The organism is Bartonella sp. AA168HLJHH, assembly GCF_042197365.1.
Lineage (GTDB): Bacteria > Pseudomonadota > Alphaproteobacteria > Rhizobiales > Rhizobiaceae > Bartonella.
This window is the reverse complement of the sequence record NZ_JBHIRS010000001.1, coordinates 208,533-230,393: the sequence shown is the minus strand read 5'-3', so window position 1 is coordinate 230,393 and position 21,861 is coordinate 208,533. Positions and strand designations below refer to the sequence as shown.

At 38.6% G+C, this 21,861-nt stretch carries 19 protein-coding genes and 1 pseudogene; 13 read left to right on the top strand and 7 right to left on the bottom strand.

What is annotated here, in order from left to right; all coding sequences use genetic code 11:
• Window positions 1–70: 70 nt before the first annotated feature.
• Together ACFINM_RS00930 and ACFINM_RS00925 are read right to left on the bottom strand one after the other, a co-directional pair.
• Window positions 71–319, bottom strand: a pseudogene (locus ACFINM_RS00930) (Arm DNA-binding domain-containing protein); the annotation flags it as partial.
• A gap of 529 nt (window positions 320–848) precedes the next feature.
• On the bottom strand, window positions 849–1,385 hold the full coding sequence (locus ACFINM_RS00925) for a GcrA family cell cycle regulator (protein ID WP_375617530.1): 537 nt from the start codon (window positions 1,383–1,385) through the stop codon (window positions 849–851).
• A 486-nt stretch (window positions 1,386–1,871) separates the two neighbouring features.
• On the opposite strand from ACFINM_RS00925, the gene ACFINM_RS00920 reads away from it, so the two are divergent.
• From ACFINM_RS00920 to ACFINM_RS00910, 3 genes are read left to right on the top strand one after another with little or no spacing between them, the layout of a single operon-like run.
• Entirely contained in the window at window positions 1,872–3,086 is a 1,215-nt protein-coding gene (locus ACFINM_RS00920; protein WP_375640015.1) for an aspartate aminotransferase family protein, read from the top strand.
• Window positions 3,083–4,018 (top strand): ornithine carbamoyltransferase, encoded by a 936-nt coding sequence (argF, locus tag ACFINM_RS00915; RefSeq protein ID WP_375620843.1) that lies wholly within the window; start codon window positions 3,083–3,085, stop codon window positions 4,016–4,018. The genes ACFINM_RS00920 and argF overlap by 4 nt, the downstream gene beginning before the upstream one ends.
• Window positions 4,019–4,054: 36 nt before the next feature.
• Window positions 4,055–5,035 carry an Hsp33 family molecular chaperone gene (locus ACFINM_RS00910; RefSeq protein WP_375620842.1) on the top strand — a complete coding sequence of 327 codons (981 nt, stop codon included), beginning with the start codon at window positions 4,055–4,057 and terminating at the stop codon, window positions 5,033–5,035.
• 706 nt (window positions 5,036–5,741) lie between these two features.
• Here ACFINM_RS00910 and ACFINM_RS00905 read toward each other — a convergent pair.
• The 5 genes from ACFINM_RS00905 to ccmA are packed head-to-tail and all read right to left on the bottom strand — an operon-like array spanning window position 5,742 to window position 8,663.
• On the bottom strand, window positions 5,742–6,335 hold the full coding sequence (locus ACFINM_RS00905; protein ID WP_375620841.1) for a DsbE family thiol:disulfide interchange protein: 594 nt from the start codon (window positions 6,333–6,335) through the stop codon (window positions 5,742–5,744).
• Window positions 6,310–6,561, bottom strand: a complete 252-nt coding sequence (locus ACFINM_RS00900) for a hypothetical protein (protein ID WP_375612828.1) — start codon at window positions 6,559–6,561, stop codon at window positions 6,310–6,312. The genes ACFINM_RS00905 and ACFINM_RS00900 overlap by 26 nt, the downstream gene beginning before the upstream one ends.
• Window positions 6,549–7,328 carry a heme ABC transporter permease gene (locus ACFINM_RS00895; protein ID WP_375611426.1) on the bottom strand — a complete coding sequence of 260 codons (780 nt, stop codon included), beginning with the start codon at window positions 7,326–7,328 and terminating at the stop codon, window positions 6,549–6,551. The genes ACFINM_RS00900 and ACFINM_RS00895 overlap by 13 nt, the downstream gene beginning before the upstream one ends.
• A gap of 46 nt (window positions 7,329–7,374) precedes the next feature.
• Window positions 7,375–8,040 carry a heme exporter protein CcmB gene (ccmB, locus tag ACFINM_RS00890; RefSeq protein WP_375611427.1) on the bottom strand — a complete coding sequence of 222 codons (666 nt, stop codon included), beginning with the start codon at window positions 8,038–8,040 and terminating at the stop codon, window positions 7,375–7,377.
• Between the two features lie 11 nt (window positions 8,041–8,051).
• A complete protein-coding gene (gene ccmA, locus ACFINM_RS00885) occupies window positions 8,052–8,663 on the bottom strand; it encodes a heme ABC exporter ATP-binding protein CcmA (protein WP_375611428.1) in 612 nt (203 codons plus the stop codon).
• A 294-nt stretch (window positions 8,664–8,957) separates the two neighbouring features.
• Between ccmA and acnA the strand changes: the two genes are divergently transcribed.
• The 10 genes from acnA to cyoD form a co-directional block, all read left to right on the top strand.
• On the top strand, window positions 8,958–11,645 hold the full coding sequence (gene acnA / locus ACFINM_RS00880) for an aconitate hydratase AcnA (RefSeq protein ID WP_375639699.1): 2,688 nt from the start codon (window positions 8,958–8,960) through the stop codon (window positions 11,643–11,645).
• 237 nt (window positions 11,646–11,882) lie between these two features.
• Entirely contained in the window at window positions 11,883–12,149 is a 267-nt protein-coding gene (gene rpsT, locus ACFINM_RS00875; RefSeq protein ID WP_375620840.1) for a 30S ribosomal protein S20, read from the top strand.
• Window positions 12,150–12,850: 701 nt separating this feature from the next.
• Window positions 12,851–14,422 (top strand): chromosomal replication initiator protein DnaA, encoded by a 1,572-nt coding sequence (gene dnaA / locus ACFINM_RS00870; RefSeq protein WP_375620839.1) that lies wholly within the window; start codon window positions 12,851–12,853, stop codon window positions 14,420–14,422.
• A gap of 186 nt (window positions 14,423–14,608) precedes the next feature.
• A complete protein-coding gene (dnaN, locus tag ACFINM_RS00865) occupies window positions 14,609–15,730 on the top strand; it encodes a DNA polymerase III subunit beta (RefSeq protein WP_375620838.1) in 1,122 nt (373 codons plus the stop codon).
• Between the two features lie 20 nt (window positions 15,731–15,750).
• Window positions 15,751–16,884 (top strand): DNA replication/repair protein RecF, encoded by a 1,134-nt coding sequence (gene recF / locus ACFINM_RS00860; RefSeq protein ID WP_375640011.1) that lies wholly within the window; start codon window positions 15,751–15,753, stop codon window positions 16,882–16,884.
• Window positions 16,885–16,938: 54 nt separating this feature from the next.
• Complete coding sequence (gene aroQ / locus ACFINM_RS00855; RefSeq protein WP_375611431.1) at window positions 16,939–17,391, top strand: type II 3-dehydroquinate dehydratase; 453 nt, start codon at window positions 16,939–16,941, stop codon at window positions 17,389–17,391.
• A gap of 130 nt (window positions 17,392–17,521) precedes the next feature.
• Window positions 17,522–18,493 carry a ubiquinol oxidase subunit II gene (gene cyoA, locus ACFINM_RS00850; RefSeq protein ID WP_375639695.1) on the top strand — a complete coding sequence of 324 codons (972 nt, stop codon included), beginning with the start codon at window positions 17,522–17,524 and terminating at the stop codon, window positions 18,491–18,493.
• A gap of 84 nt (window positions 18,494–18,577) precedes the next feature.
• Window positions 18,578–20,596, top strand: a complete 2,019-nt coding sequence (gene cyoB, locus ACFINM_RS00845) for a cytochrome o ubiquinol oxidase subunit I (RefSeq protein WP_375639690.1) — start codon at window positions 18,578–18,580, stop codon at window positions 20,594–20,596.
• A complete protein-coding gene (locus ACFINM_RS00840; RefSeq protein ID WP_375617543.1) occupies window positions 20,593–21,261 on the top strand; it encodes a cytochrome (ubi)quinol oxidase subunit III in 669 nt (222 codons plus the stop codon). The genes cyoB and ACFINM_RS00840 overlap by 4 nt, the downstream gene beginning before the upstream one ends.
• Window positions 21,261–21,861 (top strand): cytochrome o ubiquinol oxidase subunit IV (gene cyoD / locus ACFINM_RS00835; protein WP_375640007.1); only part of this gene is annotated, 601 nt, incomplete at its 3' end. The genes ACFINM_RS00840 and cyoD, both read left to right, overlap by 1 nt.

Here is a 21,861-nt window from a genome sequence, read left to right as displayed (position 1 = left end):
CGTAAGAGCCTTGAATACAATATTCCCTTCTTTATAATTTTTTATAAAAAATTATAAAGATATTATTTTACATTCTACGTATTGCTTCACGCTTTTGTTTATCGCATTCTTTAACGGGGCACATCCCTCACGCAAAACAGAATGATATTGAATTGCATATATTCACAGGCTTGTTTTAAAGAAACATCTCTCAACGCTCCCAAGCCTATTTTGCGACGGCATCCATGAAGAGTATAATGATAAATCCATGAAGCACACCCTATCTTTATACTTAATAAAAGGGCAATCTGGCATCATCACACACTTTGCCATCTCCCAATGTTGCAACAACCCTTTAAGTCCTTGGCACTTGAAAGCATTTATAAGAGGCATGCTTTTCTTTAAGTGTTTTTAACTCTCCACAGTTCTCATCTCGCTCGTGACGCCCAAACAAAAGATTTTGATTGATTCAATATAAGAGGACTTAAAATGAGAGAGATATAAATGGATCTCATTCAGGTTGCAAAGCGATAAATTATTTTTATAAACCACAGCATTACTCTATATAAATACACGAAGAATAAAAACATGAGAAATTGAGAAACTAGCTTATTCAAAAGATGTCACTATGGATAGTGTTAAAAGCAGTACAACTAAATTAAAGAAAACTGTGAAAATAAACAGGAATATAACTTTACAACACACAGCTGCGCAATAGCACCAAAAGATACAGTTTCGTTGAATAGTTTCATGAAGAAATTTTTTCATTTATTAAAAGCTCCATTAAATTTCTTTCTCATAATAATTCGATAATTAAAATTTAATAGCGAAGCGCAGAAGGCGTAGAATACGAGATTCAATTGAGGATATTACACTCTTATCCGACGTCTTTCAGATATTGGTTGAAATGCTAGCTTAGCATGAAAGGCACAATAGGGGCTATTTTCATCAGAATCTGCACCACAAAAATGAAAATCTGCTGATAATGGATCGCCAACCGGCCATCTACATGTATTTTCACTCAATTGTAGAAGATTAAGTTGACGTGATATAGGCACAACTACATTGGATTTTGTGGACATATCAACTTCTTTTACATCTTCCACTACAAATTCTGTCTTTAAAGCGGTTTCTTCAATACTTACAGATGATGTGTTTATTGGCGATACCGTGGATGTGTTGCGACGCACACGTGGAGATGATGGGCTGCTACTTCCCACGGGAGTTTTTTGCGCACGCGTGCTTCCTTGTGCTGTCTTACCACGTCCTGGTAACTTTAATCGATGTACTTTGCCGATGACTGCATTTCTGCTGACCCCACCTAATTGAGCAGCAATTTGACTTGCACTTAACCCTTCACTCCAAAGCTTTTTAAGAAGCTCAACGCGTTCACATGTCCAACCCATACCAGCACTCCATTCCGATTACGTCACTAAGATGCTCTCCCCCGTTGCATCTTCAAATGTTTAAATAATGTTTTCATTACGCTGAATGAAAGAACTTTACACTCTACGTGAGCATAAAAAAATCATCCAACCTGTGGATTTACAAATCAAAACACATCATCTTGCTTATTATATTGTAAATTACAATATGCACTCACTCTATGACAAGAGTCTTTACCTCTTGAAGAGTTTATTTAGAATGTTTTCCCCAACTTGCAAATCAATCATAGGTTAAACTTTCACTTTTGTTTAAGGCTTTTTCCCAAAATGCTTATTTGTAGAACCTTCATTGACTTTTTTTCAATTGGTGTAATGATCTATTCTATAGGTGTAATCACTAATCGTAATGAAATGTTGAAAGCACCGTAACGAAATATACCATGCTGTTTTATTTGTAGTGTTGCTTTATATATATATTGAAAAGACTAAAATATAAAGGGAATTATGATGGATGCCGTCTCTATACAACCACTTTATGAATGCTTCGCAAGACGAAATTTGCATTTTGAACAGGGGCATGGTGTATGGCTTATTTCCGATAAAGGAGACCATTATCTTGATTTCACATCTGGCATTGCTGTTAATGCATTAGGATATTCACATCCAAAATTGGTTGATACGCTCAAGATACAAGCTGAAAAACTTTGGCATGTTTCTAATATTTTTCAATCTCCTGAACAAGCATCTTTTGCCACGCGGCTTTGTGCAAATAGTTTTGCGGATAAGGTTTTTTTCTGCAATTCAGGCACTGAAGCATTGGAGTGCGCATTCAAAACGGCACGCCATTATTACTATGCTGCTGGTCATTCAGAACGCATTGAAATAATTACTTTTGAAGGGGCATTTCATGGACGTACACTTGCTGCACTTGCTGCGACTGGGCATGAAAAGTATCTTGAAGGCTTTGGACCTAAAGCTGGTGGATTTATTCAAGTACCTTTTTGTGATGAAATCGCTTTGCGTAACGCTATTAATAAAAATACCGCCGCTATTCTTATTGAACCTATTCAAGGAGAAGGAGGAATACGAACGGTTTCTCATGAATATTTAAGATTTTTGCGTAAAATATGCGATGATAATGGTCTGTTGTTGATTTTGGATGAAGTGCAAACGGGCATGGGACGAACAGGAAAGCTTTTTGCTTATGAATGGAGTGATGTCACGCCTGATATTCTTACCCTCGCAAAAGGACTAGGAGGTGGATTTCCATTGGGCGCTTGCCTTGCAACGGATAAAGTTGCAAAAAGTATGATACTTGGAACGCATGGATCAACCTTTGGAGGAAATTTGCTTGGAATGGCTGTAGGAAATAGTGTTCTTGATGTTTTGTTAGAGCCAAGTTTTCTCATCCATGTTCAGCGCATGGGTGATAAACTAAAAAATGGGCTTTTGCACATTCTCAATATCTATCCTGATATTATCTGCGCAGTTCAGGGGATGGGGCTTATGTTGGGTCTTCAATGTGTTGTGCCTTCAAATCTTGTCGTTAATGCTTTGGAAAATGAATATCTCTTAAGCGTTGCAGCCAACAACAATGTTGTGCGCTTATTGCCTCCTCTTATCATTAGGGAAGAAGAAATAGATGAAAGTTTGCATCGTATTGAAAAAGCAATTTCCTATCTTTCGCAAATAAATAAAGAAAGACAAATATCACACATATGACAAATGCTCTTCGTCATTTCACGGATTTATCCATTTTAACGCCAGCAATGGCACGTGCACTGATTGATTATGCAAAAATTCTTAAAGCATCTTTTAAGGCAGGAAAAGGTTCAAAACCTTTTATAGGTAAAACACTCGCGATGATTTTTGAAAAACCATCCACACGAACCCGTATTTCATTCGATATCAGTATGCGCCAGCTTGGCGGAGATACGATCATGCTCACGGGTTCAGAGATGCAACTTGGTCATAGTGAAACCATAGCTGATACGGCGCGCGTTTTATCCCGTTTTGTGGATATTGTGATATTGCGAACAACGAAACACCAACGTATGCTTGAATTGGCACAATATGCACAAATTCCTGTCATTAATGCCCTTACAGATGATACACATCCTTGCCAAATTCTAGCAGATATCTTAACCTATGAGGAGCATCGGGGGCCTATTTCTGGTAAAATATTTGCGTGGATGGGGGATGGTAATAATGTGCTCCATTCCTTAATTGAAGCCGCAGCTCTTTTTGGTTTTCATTTGCGTATTGCTACTCCAAAGGGCAGTGAACCACAGGAAAAATTTATACATTGGGCACGTGAGCGAGGAGCACATCTTATGCTAACCCATGATCCCCAAAAAGCAGCTCAAGATGCTGATTGTATTATGACCGACACATGGGTCTCCATGGGACAAGAATTTCGTGCTCGCAGTCGTTCTATTTTTCAGCCTTATCAAGTCAATGAATCTCTCATGAAATTAGCAAAACCTGATGCTCTTTTTATGCATTGTCTTCCTGCTCATCGTGGTGAAGAAGTGGTTGATTCTGTGATTGATGGACCGCACTCCGTTGTTTTCGATGAGGCTGAAAATCGTCTTCATGCTCAAAAAGCAATTCTTTCTTGGTGTTTACAAAATGCGTTTTTCTCTCCACAATAGCCTCCCTACAACAAATTATATAAAAAAGGCAAAGCTATGAGTGAACAAGCTAAAGATGAAGCCTCTCTCAACAACAACTTCTTGCATGAAGATGATAGTGTTATTCCCTTTCAAGTTGAAGAACTTGATATCCGTGGACGTGCCGTACAACTTGGGGAAACTTTAAATTCTATTCTCACAAGACATCAATACCCTGAACCGGTTTCTTATCTTCTAGCAGAAGCTTTACTTTTAACGGTTCTGCTTGGAACTTCTCTAAAACTTACGGGAAAATTTATTTTACAAACTCATTCCGATGGACCAGTTAATATGTTGGTGTGCGATTTTTCGCCTCCTTCCAGTTTACGTGGATACGCTCGTTTTGATAAAGAACAGCTTAAACAAGCCATAGACAATAATCAAATCTCTTCAGAAATACTTTTAGGAAAAGGCACTTTAGCTTTCACAATTGATCAAGGTCCCCATATGCAACCCTATCAAGGGATAGTTGCATTAGATGGATCAAATTTACAAGAAGCTTCTCGTATTTATTTTGATCAATCAGAACAAATTCCTACCGATATCCGTTTGGCTGTTGCTATATTAATTAATCGTGACCAACAAGGAAAACCGCAGAAAAGCTGGCGAGCTGGAGGTATTTTGACCCAACTTTTGCCCCAATCATCGTCTCATCACAAGCGAGAAGAAACGAAAACTCATATCCAATTGGATAACCAATGGCAAGAAGCTAAAATACTCATGAAAACGATTGAAAGTTCAGAATTAACAGATCCCCAGGTCGGTAGTAAACAGCTCTTGTTCCGTCTTTTTCATGAACAAGGTGTTAGAGTTTTTAACCCTTTTTCTCTTGTTGATCAATGTTCTTGTTCACACGAAAAAATTAAAGGAATCCTAGAAGGCTTTTCTATTGATGAACGCAATAAAATGGTTCAAAATAAATATATTTCAGTTACATGTGAATTTTGCTCAAAAATGTATCGTTTTACAGCGCAAGAATTTTTGGAAGAAAAAACATAATCAAACATTTTTCATTAAAAAATGATGATTGCAACAAAAGCCTATTTTATTTGCGTCATAAAAGTTTACGCATAAGCTCATATGAACTTCTAGAATATTTCTTTCTTTAGCTTTTTTCGATGTATGCCAATGATCTTTCTTTTGCAATCAGTATTAATATCATACAGTACCTTCAATATATTGATTTATAATAGTAATTTATCGTTTTGCATGTTGAATGAGAGTCCAGAATATTGTAAAGTTCTCTCATGGCAAATCTCTTTTATATTGCATCAATTAAAATCACTTGCTTGCACGTTACAAGCAGAGCTGGCGTGGGGGTAAAACACGAAAAAAGGTGTAAAAATCCTTCTGAATCGTCTCAAGTGCCAAGGCTATGTCGTAATACCCAAGAGCTGGCAAAATGTGTGGTGATAATAGCTTGCTATTTATATTAAGCGTAAAAATGGTGGTGCTCTATAAAACGGCATACATAGCGTGGTAAAACTGGATGTTTTTACTTACAAGTCTGCATTATTATATTTTTCAACTTAAAATATTGCCAATTATTTTCATATTTAGATGATTCATAAAAAGTATTTTTAGCCTTTTCTTAAACATTTTTTTAATTCAACATAAAGAAATTTGAAAAAATCTCATAGTATTCGGTGTTTTCATTTAATAGATAAAAATGGTAAAAATTATTTAAAATCAATATGTCGATATTTTATTTGTCTTCTGTCATAATCGCTTGTTCAATTTTTGGTAGAATTTTTTTTTGATAAATTTGCCATGTTAAGGGACCAGCATGTTTGGCAATAATAATACTCTCTTTATTCAAGAGAAAGGTTTCTGGTGGTCCATACACCCCCCAGTCAATAGCTGTATATCCTGAAACATCAAAGCCAATAAATTTAAAAGGATTACCAAAACTGTTTAAAAAGCGCAGGGCGTTTGTTTTATTGTCTTTGTAATTAATACCAATCAGATCAAAACGTTTATCTTGTGCAATTTGCATAAGAATAGGATGCTCTTCGCGACAGGGCAAACACCAAGAGCCCCAAAAATTGACCAATGTAACACGTCCTTTAAACTGTTTTGAATTGAGATAACTTTCTTTATCAAGAAGAGGAAGATGAATATTGGGAGCAGGTTTTTCAGCCAATGCGTTTGGGAGAAGAGAAGAATCTTGAAGGTGTTTTTTATCCATAAAGTTGAAAAAAAACATCATGAGAAGAAGAAAAAGCACAAATGGTCCAAAAAAAACAAGCAGAACAGGTAAAGATATATTTTTTTTAAGTTTTAGAGGGATGTTTTTCATTATACTTTTCTTTTTGGGACAGCTCTTTTTTGTTTAGCTGTTGGAGAATTTTTTTTTGGTATAGGGCTTTGCAAAGAATATATCCAATAAGACATAAGAGGGATATTGCAGAAAGCACATAGCTTAAAACAACAATTTGCTCGTGTTTAAGGGTGCTCAGGAAAAAATCAATTTTCTGAGATAGATTTCCTAAAAGTCCGCCGTGGATGCCATTTAGGTCGAGCATGATGAAGCGTCCTGTTGTTGTGCACGACGGGATTTTTTAATCTGAAGTATTCGGATATAATGACGATTGATTTCATTTCGCATAGCCATCAAATAAAGAGCAATAAACATAAAGATGAAACAAAAGAGCATTGTTATAAGGGGCCATAACATAGCATTGTCGATTGTTGATCCTCCAGCACGTAACAATGATGCTGGTTGATGCAATGTATTCCACCAATTAACGGAAAATTTAATAACAGGGATATTAACAAATCCAACAAGTGTAAGAATTGCAGTAGCACGAGCGGCTTTTACTTGGTTGTCAAAAGCACGCCCAAGCAGGATAATGGAGAGATAGATAAAAAGCAGAATTAAAACTGATGTTAATCGTGCATCCCAAACCCACCATGTTCCCCATGTAGGTCGCCCCCAAAGCGCTCCTGTCATGAGAGCCAAGGCGGTAAAAATTGCCCCAATAGGCGCTCCACATTTAAGTGCTACATCAGCAAGATGATATTTCCAAATCAGGTTTCCTAAAGCCGCTGCACTCATCGTTACATAGCAGAATGTAGACAACCACGCAAAGGGTACATGAAGGTACATAATCTTAACAGTAATGCCTTGTTGATAGTCATCAGGGGAATGCATCACTAGAATAAGCCCTAAGATAAGGAAACACAATGTTATGCCGGCCAACCAAGGTAAGACGACTCTGCTTATTTTCATGAAAAGGGTGAAACTTGCAGGGAGTAACCTGATTTTATATGTACGAGATAGTTTATTCATAAAATTCATAATAGGCAGAGTTTTGCTATGCGGCAATCATCTTTTATTATTCTGATAAAAGTTTAAGCGTTATCGCAGCAACAAAAGAGCTAAAGAGACTCAAAAGAAGTGAAAAAGCGCTGAGAAGAGCTAGAGAAGTGAGAAAAGAGGTATTTGGGTTTATTGGGGCTGTAGCAGCGGAAACACCAAAAATCATAATTGGAATGATCCACGGCAAGATAATGATAAAAATAAGCAAAGTACTGTGCAACAATGAGGTTGCGAGTGCAGCGCCTATAGCACCAATAAAAATAATAGCTGGTGTTCCGCATAAAAGGGTAAGTATTGTTGTAAAAGTTATTACTACATCTAAATGGAGCATGAGGGCTAAAATAGGTGTGGCAAAAATAAGAGGAAGCATTGTTCCTACCCAATGGGCAAGACATTTTGTAAAGACAATTAGTGTAAAACTTTGTCTTTTTCCTGAAAGGATAAATTGGTCGAGATTACCATCATCGCGATCGATTTGGAAAAGTTTGTTCAGATTGAGGAGTCCTGCAAGAAGGGCCCCAAACCACAATATACCTGGTCCTATTTGTGCAAGAGTTTTGGGATCTGGTCCAATGGCAAAGGGGGTTATGACAACAACAGCGATAAAAAACAATAATCCTGTTAGTGAAGTGGCTTGTAGCGCTAATAATAGTTTAAGATCACGCCAGAACAGTGCTTTCATTTTATTCTCTCCTAGAGAGGTAAAAATTTTTCCAGAGCGATTTTATGGTTTTCTGGAATGCCTATGGAATTATGAGTTGCAGCGATAATCATACCACCTTGATTGAGATGACGCTGGAAAATACGAGCAAGGAGTTTTTGAGCATGGTTATCAAGCCCAGATATTGGTTCATCTAAAATCCAAAGAGGACGATAGGAGAGCAAAAGGCGAGCAATAGCTACGCGTCTTTGTTGTCCAGTTGACAGAGCGTTAAAGGGTAAATGTTCAAGGTTAGAAAGACCAATATCGGCAAGAGCTTCATGCGCAAAACGTAAATGTTGACCGTAAAAATCTGCCCAAAATTGCAAATTATCAATGACAGATAAGAGAGGTTTCATAGCATTTTGAGGACCAAGATAATGACAAGCAGTTGCAACAGGGTATATTTGATCATGGTCTTTAAGTATTATATGACCTTCAGCAGCTTCAAGAAGACCGACAATGATTCGGAGTAATGTAGACTTTCCGATACCATTAGGACCGGTGATTGTCATAAGTTGCTGTGAAAATAAACAAAAAGAAAGACCTTGAAACAGAATTTCCTCGTTTCTGTAAGCGGCTAAATCTTTGCCTGATAACACCATGTGATTGCCTATTTTGTTTTTATTTTCATATTCTTTATTGCATTATAGAATAAAAAACACATTTTTTATGCAATTGTACCTAGAATAGTTCTAGAAATAGTTCTATAAGGGATACCTTGCATCAATATCTGGTGTAAAATGGTTTCTGGCGCTGATTTCCGCATTATGCCTAGAGGGTGGAGGGGAAATGGATGGCGGAGGTAATTGCGTCTGCGCTCAAGCTGCGACCTTGACTCGTAGTTTGTGTTGTTCATTCCTGGAAATTGGGTGGTTATAGTATGAGGGTGGACAGTCATGACTCAAATTGATAGCTTTAATTGTCGTAGAGTATTAAATGTTGGTGGCAAAGAATATACTTATTATAGCTTGATTGAAGCGGAGAAGAACGGACTTGAAGGTGTTTCTCGTTTACCGTTTTCGATGAAAGTTATTCTCGAAAATTTATTGCGATTCGAAGATGGTCGCACAGTTAAAAAAGAGGATATCTTCAATGTTGCTAAGTGGTTAAACGACAAAGGGAGCGCTGGGGCAGAAATTGCTTACCGTCCTGCACGTGTTCTTATGCAGGATTTTACAGGTGTTCCAGCAGTTGTTGATCTTTCTGCAATGCGTGATGCTATGGTTAAACTTGGTGGTAACGCTGAAAAAATCAATCCTCTCATTCCCGTTGATCTCATCATTGATCACTCAGTTATTGTTGATGCTTTTGGCAATTCCATGGCTTTTAAGGAAAACGTTGAGCATGAATATGAACGCAATGGTGAACGCTACCGTTTCCTTAAATGGGGGCAACAAGCCTTTCAAAATTTTCGCGTTGTTCCTCCAGGAACAGGGATTTGTCATCAGGTTAACTTAGAATATTTAGCACAATGTGTATGGATGAAGAATGAAGAGGGCTGTGAGACGATTTATCCTGACACCTGTGTGGGAACTGATTCGCATACGACTATGGTAAATGGTTTAGGGGTTTTAGGTTGGGGTGTTGGTGGTATTGAAGCAGAAGCAGCAATGTTAGGCCAACCTGTTTCTATGTTGTTACCTGAAGTGATTGGTTTTCGTCTAACAGGTAAACTTAAGGAAGGTGTAACAGCCACCGATCTCGTATTAACGGTGACCCAAATGCTACGTCGGAAGGGTGTTGTCGGTAAATTTGTTGAGTTTTTTGGTCCTGGTTTGGAGCATATGACGCTTGCTGATCGGGCAACGATTGGAAATATGGCACCTGAATATGGAGCAACGTGTGGTTTTTTCCCAATTGATAAGGAGACAGTGCGTTATCTCAATATGACAGGGCGTGATGAAAGTCGGATTGCCTTAGTGGAGGCTTACACCAAAGCACAAGGGATGTGGCATGATGAAATGGTGGCTCATCCCATTTTTAGTGATACAATTGAATTAGATATGGGAACCGTTGTCTCTTCTATGGCTGGTCCTAAACGTCCTGAAGGACGTATTGCATTGGAAAATGTTGGGCAGGGTTTTGAGAAGGCATTGGTCGAAGACTATAAGAAGACTTCTGGACAAGATAAGCGTTATCAGGTTGAAGGTGAAGAATATACGCTTGGTCACGGTGATGTGGTGATCGCTGCGATTACGTCGTGTACGAATACATCGAATCCAAGTGTTCTTATTGCTGCGGGTCTTTTGGCACGAAATGCTGTGGCAAAGGGTCTTAGGAGTAAACCATGGGTAAAAACTTCTCTTGCACCTGGTTCACAAGTCGTTGAAGCTTACCTTCAAAATTCGGGTCTGCAAAAAGATTTAGATGCATTAGGATTTAACTTAGTAGGATTTGGGTGCACAACATGTATTGGGAATTCTGGTCCTTTGCATCCAGCTATTTCCAAAACGATTAATGACAATGGTATAATTGCATCTGCGGTTCTTTCAGGAAATCGTAATTTTGAAGGGCGTGTTTCCCCTGATGTGCAAGCGAATTATTTAGCTTCACCACCGTTAGTTGTTGCACATGCGCTCATCGGGACGGTGTGTAAAGATTTAACCAAGGAGCCTCTAGGTGAAGATTCAAATGGCCACCCCATTTATTTGAGAGATATTTGGCCAACTTCTCAAGAAATACAGGAGTTTATCGAAAAAAATGTCACGCGGAAGGTTTTTGCCGAAAAGTACGCAGATGTTTTTAAGGGAGATAAAAATTGGCAAAAAGTTCAGATTCCTACGGGTTCTACCTATTCTTGGGATGAGCAATCCACTTATGTACGCAATCCACCTTATTTCGATGATATGCAGAAAACACCTGATATCTTACCAGATATTAAAGATGCACGGATTTTAGGTTTATTTGGTGATAAAATCACGACGGATCATATTTCTCCTGCTGGTTCTATTAAAGCAGCTTCTCCTGCCGGAAAATATTTAATGGATCATGGTGTTAAAGTGGCTGATTTTAATCAGTATGGAACGCGTCGTGGGAATCATGAAGTTATGGTGCGTGGGACCTTTGCCAATATTCGCATTCGTAATTTCATGTTAGGGGAAAATGGTCGAGAAGGAGGTTATACGGTTCATTATCCGTCAGCGGTAGAACAAACTATTTACGATGCAGCAATGGCGTATAAACAAGAAGGTATTCCACTCGTTGTTTTTGCAGGTATTGAATATGGTAATGGATCATCCCGCGATTGGGCTGCCAAGGGAACCAATCTTCTTGGTGTCAAAGCAGTGATTGTGCAGTCTTTTGAAAGGATTCATCGCTCTAATCTTGTTGGTATGGGCATTGTCCCTTTTGTCTTTGAGGAGGGGCTAAGTTGGAAATCTTTAGGCTTAAAGGGAGATGAAAAGGTGACAATTGAAGGGATTCATAACTTGAAACCTCGTCAAAAGACTGTAGCGAAAATTACTTTTTCTGATGGTACGGTAAAAACCGTTCCATTATTATGCCGTGTTGATACTGAAGATGAGCTAGATTATTTGCATCATGGTGGAATTTTGCAATATGTCTTGCGTAAGTTAGCCGTTTAAATTCTTTTGTTTGTTAAGGAATATCTATTATTAAGCTATAAAGTTGCGGATCAAAGAGTTTAGCTTCGTTTTTTTATGGCTATCTTTGAAAATCTAATTGACGTTAGCTTTAGGATTGCGCTATAATCCACACGGTTATAGGCAGCTTTATAGTTTTGCTTGGGTTGGATTTATTTATATTGGTAGAGTTGTTATTGAGACTCATTTTACCAAGGTGTTGAAAGAGAGATTATATTTATGGCGAATACACCTTCTGCTCGAAAAGCGGTGCGCAAGGTTGCGGCGCGCACACAGGTTAATAAGGCCCGCCGTTCACGCGTTCGTACTTTTATACGTAAGTTTGATGACGCTTTAGCGGGTGGGGATAAGGCATCTGCAGAGATTGCATTTAAGAATTTTGAGCCTGAAATTATGCGTGCAGTTTCTAAAGGGATTTTTCATAAAAATGCTGCTGCGAGGAAAGTATCACGTTTAGCTAAACGTTTGAAGGCTCTCAGCGTTTAAGCTTTTCTCCTTTAATTGAGAACAAAGCCAGTATCCATGAGGATGCTGGCTTTTTGTTTATTATTTCAAAAAGTTTCTATTGAAAATAAGAATCGATAATGATTCTCCACTTGAAAAAGGAGAGAAAGTTTATAGGGGGAGGTATGGTTATCCACAAGCTTTGTGGATTTGTACAGAGTCTTTTTTGTCAAGCATTTTATTTTTTTTTTTAAATCTGAAGAGATTCTTTAATTATTGGTAAATTTAGAGAAAAAAAATGAATTGAATCAATATTTTTTTCAGTCCTCATTAATATAAGCATTTTTTTTGGGTTTTTTGATTTTATTTTGACCTCTTGCATTTTACCTCTGCTGTTTTGTATGGTTCTTATGAAGACTAAGAAGCATGAAGGGGTCACATCAGCGCATTATTCTGTATTTTGTTGAATACAAGATGTTTTGATTTAGGCTTTTCGAAACTTTTGTGTTGGAGAGGTTTTCTGACGGTTTTTTAGTTTTCTTAATGGATATGTTTACCATTTTAGAAGGGTGGGTCATATCATGAGTGCAAATAAATCTTATTGGTCATCTTTGTTAGTGGGGTTGTGATGAGGCTATCCTAGGGGAGGGTGAGTAATCTTATTTGGGGTAGGGCGTTTTGCCTTCGCTAGATTTATTTTAGTTGTTTGGCAGGACAAAATTTTATTTTTATCAGGATGGAAGATGGTGGATAAATTGAACTCTAAAGCTAGTTCCTTTAAAAGGGTTTCGGTAAATATCCTGTCGGCAGAGAACATAATAAAGAATAGGATGACGGAAAGTGATGAGAACGTTTGTAGAAATGCTTCTATAGGGCATTCTATTGTTTCAGAGGAGGAAAGTGCGGCGGCTTTTATACGTGTTATGGCGCAATTAAAGGTGCAGGTTGGTGTTGAGGCTTATACCAGTTGGTTTGGACGTGTGAAGCTTGCTGAATATAGTCATACTCTTGTAAAGCTTTCTGTTCCTACTGCTTTTTTACGTTCATGGATTAATAATCACTATGGTTCTCTTTTGACTCATTTATGGAAACAAGAGAATTCAGCAATTCTTCGTGTTGAAGTTATTGTTCGTGGTATGGAACGCGTTTCAAGAGATGTCGTTTGTAAAAGAAGTGTTCCTCCTGTTGTGCTAGAGGAGCAGGCGACTTCATCGTTTGTTGAAAGTTGCGCAGAGCATTCAGTTAAGAATTCTCAAACGGGAGTTTTTGGATCTCCACTTGATTCTCGCTATACTTTTGAAAGTTTTGTTGAGGGGGCTTCTAATCGTGTTGCTTTAGCAGCTGCGCGTTCCATTGCAGAGGGGCATAAAAGTGCCTTACGTTTTAATCCTCTTTTTATTCACGCATCTGTTGGCTTAGGAAAAACACATTTGCTTCAAGCGATTGCTGCTTCTGCATTGAAGCGTTTAACGTCTGTGCGCGTTATTTATTTAACTGCTGAATATTTTATGTGGCGTTTTGCAACAGCTATTCGTGATAATGATGCTCTTTCTTTTAAAGAACAGCTTCGTGATATCGATCTTTTGATTATTGATGATATGCAGTTTTTGCAGGGTAAGTCGATACAACATGAGTTTTGCCATTTGCTTAATATGTTACTTGATAGTGCAAAACAGGTTGTTGTCGCTGCAGATCGTCCACCAGCAGAATTAGAATCGCTTGATCTTCGCGTTCGCTCTCGTCTTCAGGGAGGGGTAGCTCTTGAAATTGAAGCACCAGATTATGAAATGCGTTTGCAAATGTTGCGCCAGCGGTTGAAGGTGGCACAACAAGATGATGGCATGGTATCAATTTCTGATGATATCTTGGAATATATTGCGAAAACGGTTTTAGGGTCGGGGCGTGATATTGAAGGTGCGTTTAATCAGCTCTTGTTTCGTCAATCTTTTGAGTCTGATTTATCTTTAGAGCGGATTGATGAATTATTAGGTCATTTGACACGTCCTGGTGAACCTAAGCGTATTCGGATTGAAGAAATTCAGCGTACGGTAGCACGCCATTATAATGTTTCTAAACAGGACTTGTTATCTAATCGTCGAACACGTACGGTTGTGAAGCCACGGCAAGTTGCAATGTATTTAGCAAAAGTATTAACTCCTCGCTCATTACCAGAAATTGGGCGCCGTTTTGGTGGGCGAGATCATACAACAGTTTTACACGCTGTGCGTAAAATTGAAGATTTGGTTTGTGGTGATCAGACCTTGGCTAAGGAACTTGAGTTGCTTAAGCGGTTGATTGGAGAACAGGCGGTATAGTGTTTATCGTTTCTTTCTTTGGAGAGACTTTAAAGAATTTAATGAAAAGATTTATTTTTTCTTATGCAGGAGTGACTTGTCATTTTAAGAGAGGTTTAATAAACTCTAGCAGGCGATTCTCTAAAGGGATCTATTCTTTAATTCTAAGGAATTCTTATAGTTTTTAGTAAATCATACGGGGCTTTTATGCGTATTACAGTTGATCGCAGTCAATTTCTCAAGTCTCTTGGTCGGGTTCACCGTGTGGTAGAGCGCCGTAATACTGTTCCTATTTTATCGAATGTGTTGATTGATGCAGAAAATGGCCGTGTACAGTTAAAAGCAACAGACCTTGATTTAGAGGTTATGGAATCTTTTGCAGTTAATGTTAAACAAGCTGGAGCAACAACTGTTCCGGCACATTTGCTCTATGATATCATTCGAAAACTTCCTGATAGCAATGAAGTTGTATTATCCCTCGATGAGAATCAAGCAGGTACAATGTCCATTGTTTCGGGTTGTGCACATTTTCAGCTTCAATGTCTTCCGAGGGCAGACTTTCCAGAGTCTCTTCCTGGGCAATTTGGTTATCGTTTTTCTCTATCGGCATCAGGCTTAAAACATTTACTTGATTGTACACAATTTGCTATTTCTACTGAAGAAACCCGTTATTATCTTAATGGTATTTATTTCCATATTATTAATGATGGTGTTTTGAAATTGCGTTTGGTTGCAACTGATGGTCATCGTTTGGCACAAGTTGAGATGGAAGCTCCTTCGGGAGTTGAGGGAATGCCTGGTGTTATTGTTCCCCGTAAAGCTGTAGGAGAATTGCAAAAACTTCTTTCAGAAGAAAATGATAGCGATGTATGTATAGAGCTTTCGGAGACAAAAATTCGTTTTTCTATAGGCTCTGTGATTTTTACATCAAAATTAATTGATGGAACATTTCCAGATTATCAACGTGTTATCCCTCTTGGAAATGATAAAGAATTAATTGTTAATAGGCAGGACTTTTCTTCTGCAGTTGATCGTGTTTCAACGATTTCAAGTGATCGGGGGCGTGCAGTTAAATTAACGATTGAGCATGGACAGTTAAGGCTTGTTGTTAATAGCCCAGATTCGGGCAGTGCAGAAGATCAATTATCAGTAACTTATGCATCTGAACCGCTTGAGATAGGATTTAATTCACGTTATCTTTTGGATATTGCTGGGCAGCTTTCAAGTGATGAGATGGTTTTTATGTTGGCTGAGGCTGGAGCACCAGCTCTGATTCGTGATAATGATGATGCGGATGTGCTCTATGTACTGATGCCTATTCGCGTTTAGGGGCAGTTGTTTTGCAATGCATAGCCAGTCATGTGCACAAAGTGGCAGTGAGACAGCTGAAGCTTTTACGTTATCGCAATTATTCTTTTTTCAATATTCATTTTTCTGGTCAGCATGTGGTTTTTACTGGGCATAATGGTGCTGGTAAGACGAATCTTTTAGAGGCGTTATCTTTTCTTTCTCCTGGTCGTGGTTTGCGGCGTGCTGTTTATTCTGACGTTAGTTTTGTAGATGGTGGTGGTGGAGGATTTGTTGTATTTGCGCGTCTTGAATGCGCTCTTTATGGTGAAGTAAAGATTGGTACAGCTTTTGAGGTTAGCGATAACAGTCGAAAGGTCCATATTAATGGTGTGAATGAGTCGAGTGATTGCCTAACAGATTATTGTCATATTAGTGTCCTAACACCGTCTATGGATGGTCTTTTTACAGGTCCTTCACTTGAGCGCCGTAGTTTTTTGGACCGTATGGTTTTGGCGATTGATCCCTTGCATAGGCGCCGCATAGCCGATTATGATAGAGCTATGCGCGCACGTAATCGTTTGTTTTTAGATGGAAATGAAGATTGTGCTTGGTTTGATGCTTTAGAAAAGCAAATGGCAGAATTGGCGACAGCTATTTCTGCGGCGCGTGTTGATGTTATTCGTCTTTTAAATGACATGTTTACACAAATGCCTTCACAGATACCTTTTCCACGAGCTTTTTTGCAAATTGATGGTTTTTTAGAAACAGCTCTTAGTGAAATATCAGCAACTGAAGTTGAAGAACAATTTTGTGATCGATTGCGGCATAATCGCGCAATGGATCGTGCTGCTGGTCGGACGTTAGAAGGACCACATCGTGCAGATTTGCAGGTTTTTTATGCTGATAAAAATAGAGCAGCAACATCTTGTTCAACAGGTGAACAAAAAGCGCTGCTAACAGGTTTAGTTTTGTGTCATGCACGTCTAACAGGTATGATGTCGGAAAGATCTCCCATTCTTCTTCTTGATGAAATGGCTGCCCATCTTGATTCGCATCGACGTGCTGCTCTATTTGATATTCTTGATGATTTAGCTGTACAAACATTTATGACAGGAACAGATCGTCTTTTATTTGATGCCTTAAAAGGACGCGCAGAATTCTTTGAGATTAAGGATGGAGCTTTATTGCCGTAAAAACATGCTAAATATTTTTTTAATAAGTGATAGGTCTGAAAGAAAAGGCTTGCTATGTCAGAGATAATAACGATTTTAAATGGTCCTAATTTAAATTTTCTAGGTCAACGTGAGCCAGAAATTTATGGAACTGAAACTCTAGAAGATATTGAAAAAAGATGCAGAGAATGGGCAAAAAAAAATGATATTATAATAAATTTTTATCAAAGTAACTATGAAGGGCAATTAGTGGCATGGATACAAGAAGCAATAGAGGCAAGTTCTGGATTGATCATTAACCCAGCGGCTTACAGTCATACATCTGTTGCACTTCTTGATGCCCTAAAAATGTTTTCAGGGCCGAAAGTAGAAGTTCATTTATCTCATATTTATCAGCGTGAAGCTTTTCGTCACCATTCTTATACATCTGCAGGTGTAGACGCTATCATAACTGGGTGTGGAGGTGATGGATATCGGTTTGCACTTGAGTATATTGCAAAACAATTAAGCAAAACAATTAAATTGTGATAGGTAAAGAGTAAGCGTTTAATAAGAGTAATATAGGCATTTAATTCTCTTGATAATTATTTTCAAATCTGTACAATGTGAGGTATATATTTATGACAGTTTTTAGTGCGTATGACGGGGGTAAATAGAGATGAAAAGCTTTGTTAGACAATTAGAAATGCTTGTGATTTTAGGGGGAGCACTGCTTTTGTCTGGTTGTAAAATTGATGTTATGCAGCCATCAGGTTATGTTGCACGTCAACAGCTCATTTTGATCGTTGTTTGTGTGGTGGTGATGCTTTGTATTGTTATCCCAGTTATGGTAAGTGTGGTATTTTTAGCTATAAAATATCGTGCATCGAATATGAAAGCGGACTATTCTCCTGATTGGGCACATTCAAATAAAATTGAAGCATTGATGTGGGGTATTCCAGTTGTAATTGTAATGGTTTTAGGTTCATTAACAGCTTATTATACCTATAAGCTTGAACCTACAAATCCTCTTCCAGTGGAAGTTGTAGGTGAAGGAAAGCCATTACAGATTGATGCTATTGCTCTTGATTGGAAATGGCTTTTTATTTATCCTGAATACGGTGTTGCATCGATTAATGAGATTTATGCGCCTGAAGGACGTCAAGTTTTATTGCAATTGACGTCAGAGAATTCTGTCAATGCTTTTTGGGTTCCCAAATTGGGTACAGTTCTTTACGCTATGCCGCAGATGAATGCTAAGTTGCATTTGGTCGCTGAAGAGCAAGGAGTATTCAAAGGGACCTCAGCAAATTACAGTGGTGATGGTTTTTCGGGTATGCGGTTTAAGTGGCATTCTGTGTCTTCGCGGGATTTTGAGGATTGGATTGTAAAAGCTCGGGCTAATGGTCGATTACTTGATCGTACATCTTATCGTCAACTTTCTATTGCGCCTCGTATGGGTGATATTGCTGCGAAGGAAAAAGATGCTGAAGTTCGTTATTTTGCACCTGTTGAGAAGCGGCTTTACTATCGTGTTGTTAATCGATGTGTCGATGAAAAGACGGTGTGTAATGAAGATTTAATGAAACGTGCTGCTGCTCAGACGCTATGGGGTGCACTGTGTTCAGTATTTGATCCTGATGTTATTTAAAGGGTCAATAGAGAAAGAGCCCTTTTAATATTTTTAATATAAGGTTTCTTTTAAACTTAAATTTCATTTGAAATGGGTTGAGAAATGTTTGGAAGACTTACAGATCCTACGGCAGGTGCTTTTCATGCGCTTGCACATGAACCGATCGTTTTGTATACATGTATTGCGATTGTTTTGGTTGGTTTAATTGCTGTCGTTGCTCTGACAGCGCTTGGGTGGTGGGGAATTTTATGGCGAAATTGGATTACAACTGTTGACCATAAGCGCATAGGCATAATGTACATCGTTCTTGGAATTATTATGCTTGTTCGCGGTTTTGCGGATGCACTTATGATGCGAACGCATCAAGCTTTAGCTCTTGGGAGTGAAACAGCAGGTTATTTACCTCCTGAGCATTTTGATCAAATTTTTTCGGCGCATGGTACGATCATGATTTTTTTCATGGCTACGCCTATTTTATTTGGTCTTTTTAATTATCTGATACCGCTTCAAATTGGTGCGCGTGATGTTGCTTTTCCCTTTGCAAATAATCTGGGTTTTTGGATTACGGCAGCTGGGGCGATTTTGATTAATATATCCCTAGGTGTTGGTAATTTTGGTCGGGGTGGTTGGTTGATGTATCCACCTTTTACAGAATTACAAACGAGTCCAGATACAGGGGTAGATTATTATTTATGGTCTCTTCAGCTTTCTGGTATTGCAACAACAATGGGATCAGTGAATTTTATTGCAACGATGATTAAAATGCGTGCTCCTGGAATGACAATGATGAAAATGCCTATTTTTTGTTGGAGCGCTTTTGTCAGCAATGTTCTTATTGTAGTTATTTATCCTGTCTTAACTGTTGCTTTTGCGCTCTTGGCATGTGATCGTTATTTGAACATGAATTTCTTTACTAACGTTGGTGGTGGAAATCCAATGGTGTGGATTAATTATGTTTGGGTTTTTGGTCACCCTGAAGTGTATGTTTTGGTTGTTCCTGCTTTTGGCATTGTGTCTGAAGTTGTCTCAACTTTTTCTTCAAAACGCCTCTTTGGTTATACTTCCATGATATGGGCCATGGTGGTTATTTTGATTCTTTCGCTTCTTGTTTGGGGACATCATTTCTTTACAATGGGTGGTGGTGAAGCTGTAAATACCTTCTTTAGTATTGCTACGATGATCATCGCAGTTCCAACAGGTGTAAAAGTCTTTAATTGGCTGCTCACGATGTATAAAGGTCGGATTCGCTTTGAGCCTCCAATGCTTTGGTGCATGGGAATGATCTTTACGTTTGTTGGTGGTGGGTTAACTGGTGTTTTATTATCTATTGTTCCTGCAGATTGGCAGTTTCATAATTCGCTCTTTTTGATAGCGCATTTCCATCATACAATTATTGGAGGTGTGGTTTTTGCTTATTTAGCAGGGCTTGCTTTTTGGTTTCCAAAAGTTTTTGGTTATAAACCAAATCGCATATTAGGTATTGCATCTTTCTGGTGTTGGTTTATTGGTTTTTACCTTGCGTTTTTCCCTGTTTATGCGCTTGGTTTAATGGGTGCAACACGTCGTCTCCAGCATTACATGGAACCTAGTTGGCAGCCGATGTTTATTATTGCTGCTCTAGGTGCTTTTATTATCTTGCTTGGTATCCTTTGTTTTGTGTTACAGGTTGTTTTGGCGATTTGGTATGGTATTAAGCATAAAGGTCACCTACCGGTAACGTTGAATGATTCTTGGGGTGATGCACGTACACTTGAATGGTTTACCTCTTCACCGCCTCCTGCCTACAATTTTGCCCTCCTTCCAAAGATACAGTCTGATGATGCTTATTGGAATATGAAGAAAAGTGGTTATCAACGTCCGACAAGTGGATTCACAAAAATTCATATGCCGTCGAATACATCGGCTGGAATTATTGCGGGATTCTTCTTATTAGTTGTTGGTTTTGCACTTGTTTGGCATATTTGGTGGCTTGCTGCTGTTGGACTGATTGGTTTTATTGCAACGCTTGTGTGTCATTCATTAACAGGTGATCATCATGGTTACTATATTCCAGCTGAAGAAGTGCAAAAAACTGAAGATGCCTTTACAGCTGTTCTTAAAGAACAAGGAGTGACAGTATGAGTGCTGTAACAATGAATAACGCGAGTACTATAGATGAACTTCACCACGATAGTAGCTCGGTAATGACGTTTGGTTTTTGGGTCTATATTCTTTCAGACTTAATCCTGTTTTCGACACTGTTTTCAAGTTTTGCTGTTTTTTCTGCTTCTTATGGTGGTGGTAAAGCGGGCAGTGAGTTTATAGATTTAAAGTTTGTTTTGGTTGAGACTGCTTTCTTGTTGTTTTCATCCGTCACTTATGGCTTTGCAATGGTACAAGCACATAAAAATAACATCAGTGGTGTGCGTTTATGGATGGCTATTACCTTTGTATTGGGGTGTTGCTTCATTGGTATGGAACTTTACGAATTTCATGAACTTTTGAGTGAGGTTTTTTATTTTGATCCAAATGCTTATGCGGGTATTGATCCTGCAACAGGTTTACAGCTTTTTGGACGGGAAATTCTCTCTGCTTATTGGTCAGCATTTTTTGCTTTGGTTGGCACCCATGGACTTCACGTAAGTGTTGGCCTTCTTTGGATGGTTGTGATGTTTTTTCATCTTCGTCGTAATGGCTTGGATCAGAACAATAAAACACGTTTAGCATGTCTTTCCATTTTTTGGCATTTACTTGATATTGTATGGATTGGTGTTTTCACCATGGTTTATCTATTAGGAGCGTTGTGATGAGCGTGCAAAATGAAACACATGGTCCCAGTACTGGTTCCTATTTGGTTGGTTTTATTCTAGCTGTATTTTTCACTTTGGGTTCTTTTATTCCTGTGATGTATGGAATGATGGAAAGTTGGGCAGTTAGTACAAAGGTTGCGTATCTTATTGGGATGGCGATTATTCAGATTATAGTACAAATTGTTTTCTTTTTGCACTTGAATTCTGGTCCAGACGCCAAGTGGAATTTAAGCGCGTTGTGGTTTGCTGCTATTTGCGTTTTTGTTATTATTGGGGGAACTTGGTGGGCTATTTCTCATTTGAATTATAATATGATGGGTGGTTCAGGACGTGTTATTGAACCGGAAATATCAAGTAGAGATGATTCTTCAGTGTCTGAGCAGTTATCAAACAAAGATATCTCCGTAAGAAAACAGCCAGAAAAGATACAGGGCTCAGAGGTTTCGATGGAGCAAGGTGCAAGTACGCAAACTCCTGTAGATCAAGCACCTGGTTCAGAAATGCCCATGGGGCAGGGTCTAAGTACGCAAACTCCTGTAGATCAAGCACCTGGTTCAGAAATGCCCATGGGGCAGGGTCTAAGTACGCAAACTCCTG

Excerpts from the sequence above, each read along its gene's own strand:
- acnA (WP_375639699.1), top strand. The coding sequence starts at position 8,958 with ATGACTCAAATTGATAGCTTTAATTGTCGTAGAGTATTAAATGTTGGT.
- cyoA (WP_375639695.1), top strand. The coding sequence starts at position 17,522 with ATGAAAAGCTTTGTTAGACAATTAGAAATGCTTGTGATTTTAGGGGGA.
- ACFINM_RS00895 (WP_375611426.1), bottom strand. The coding sequence starts at position 7,328 with ATGAATAAACTATCTCGTACATATAAAATCAGGTTACTCCCTGCAAGT.
- ccmB (WP_375611427.1), bottom strand. The coding sequence starts at position 8,040 with ATGAAAGCACTGTTCTGGCGTGATCTTAAACTATTATTAGCGCTACAA.
- ACFINM_RS00905 (WP_375620841.1), bottom strand. The coding sequence starts at position 6,335 with ATGAAAAACATCCCTCTAAAACTTAAAAAAAATATATCTTTACCTGTT.
- dnaA (WP_375620839.1), top strand. The coding sequence starts at position 12,851 with ATGGTGGATAAATTGAACTCTAAAGCTAGTTCCTTTAAAAGGGTTTCG.
- argF (WP_375620843.1), top strand. The coding sequence starts at position 3,083 with ATGACAAATGCTCTTCGTCATTTCACGGATTTATCCATTTTAACGCCA.
- ACFINM_RS00925 (WP_375617530.1), bottom strand. The coding sequence starts at position 1,385 with ATGGGTTGGACATGTGAACGCGTTGAGCTTCTTAAAAAGCTTTGGAGT.
- ACFINM_RS00920 (WP_375640015.1), top strand. The coding sequence starts at position 1,872 with ATGGATGCCGTCTCTATACAACCACTTTATGAATGCTTCGCAAGACGA.
- rpsT (WP_375620840.1), top strand. The coding sequence starts at position 11,883 with ATGGCGAATACACCTTCTGCTCGAAAAGCGGTGCGCAAGGTTGCGGCG.
- ccmA (WP_375611428.1), bottom strand. The coding sequence starts at position 8,663 with ATGGTGTTATCAGGCAAAGATTTAGCCGCTTACAGAAACGAGGAAATT.
- dnaN (WP_375620838.1), top strand. The coding sequence starts at position 14,609 with ATGCGTATTACAGTTGATCGCAGTCAATTTCTCAAGTCTCTTGGTCGG.
- ACFINM_RS00900 (WP_375612828.1), bottom strand. The coding sequence starts at position 6,561 with ATGCTCGACCTAAATGGCATCCACGGCGGACTTTTAGGAAATCTATCT.
- aroQ (WP_375611431.1), top strand. The coding sequence starts at position 16,939 with ATGTCAGAGATAATAACGATTTTAAATGGTCCTAATTTAAATTTTCTA.
- ACFINM_RS00910 (WP_375620842.1), top strand. The coding sequence starts at position 4,055 with ATGAGTGAACAAGCTAAAGATGAAGCCTCTCTCAACAACAACTTCTTG.
- cyoB (WP_375639690.1), top strand. The coding sequence starts at position 18,578 with ATGTTTGGAAGACTTACAGATCCTACGGCAGGTGCTTTTCATGCGCTT.
- ACFINM_RS00840 (WP_375617543.1), top strand. The coding sequence starts at position 20,593 with ATGAGTGCTGTAACAATGAATAACGCGAGTACTATAGATGAACTTCAC.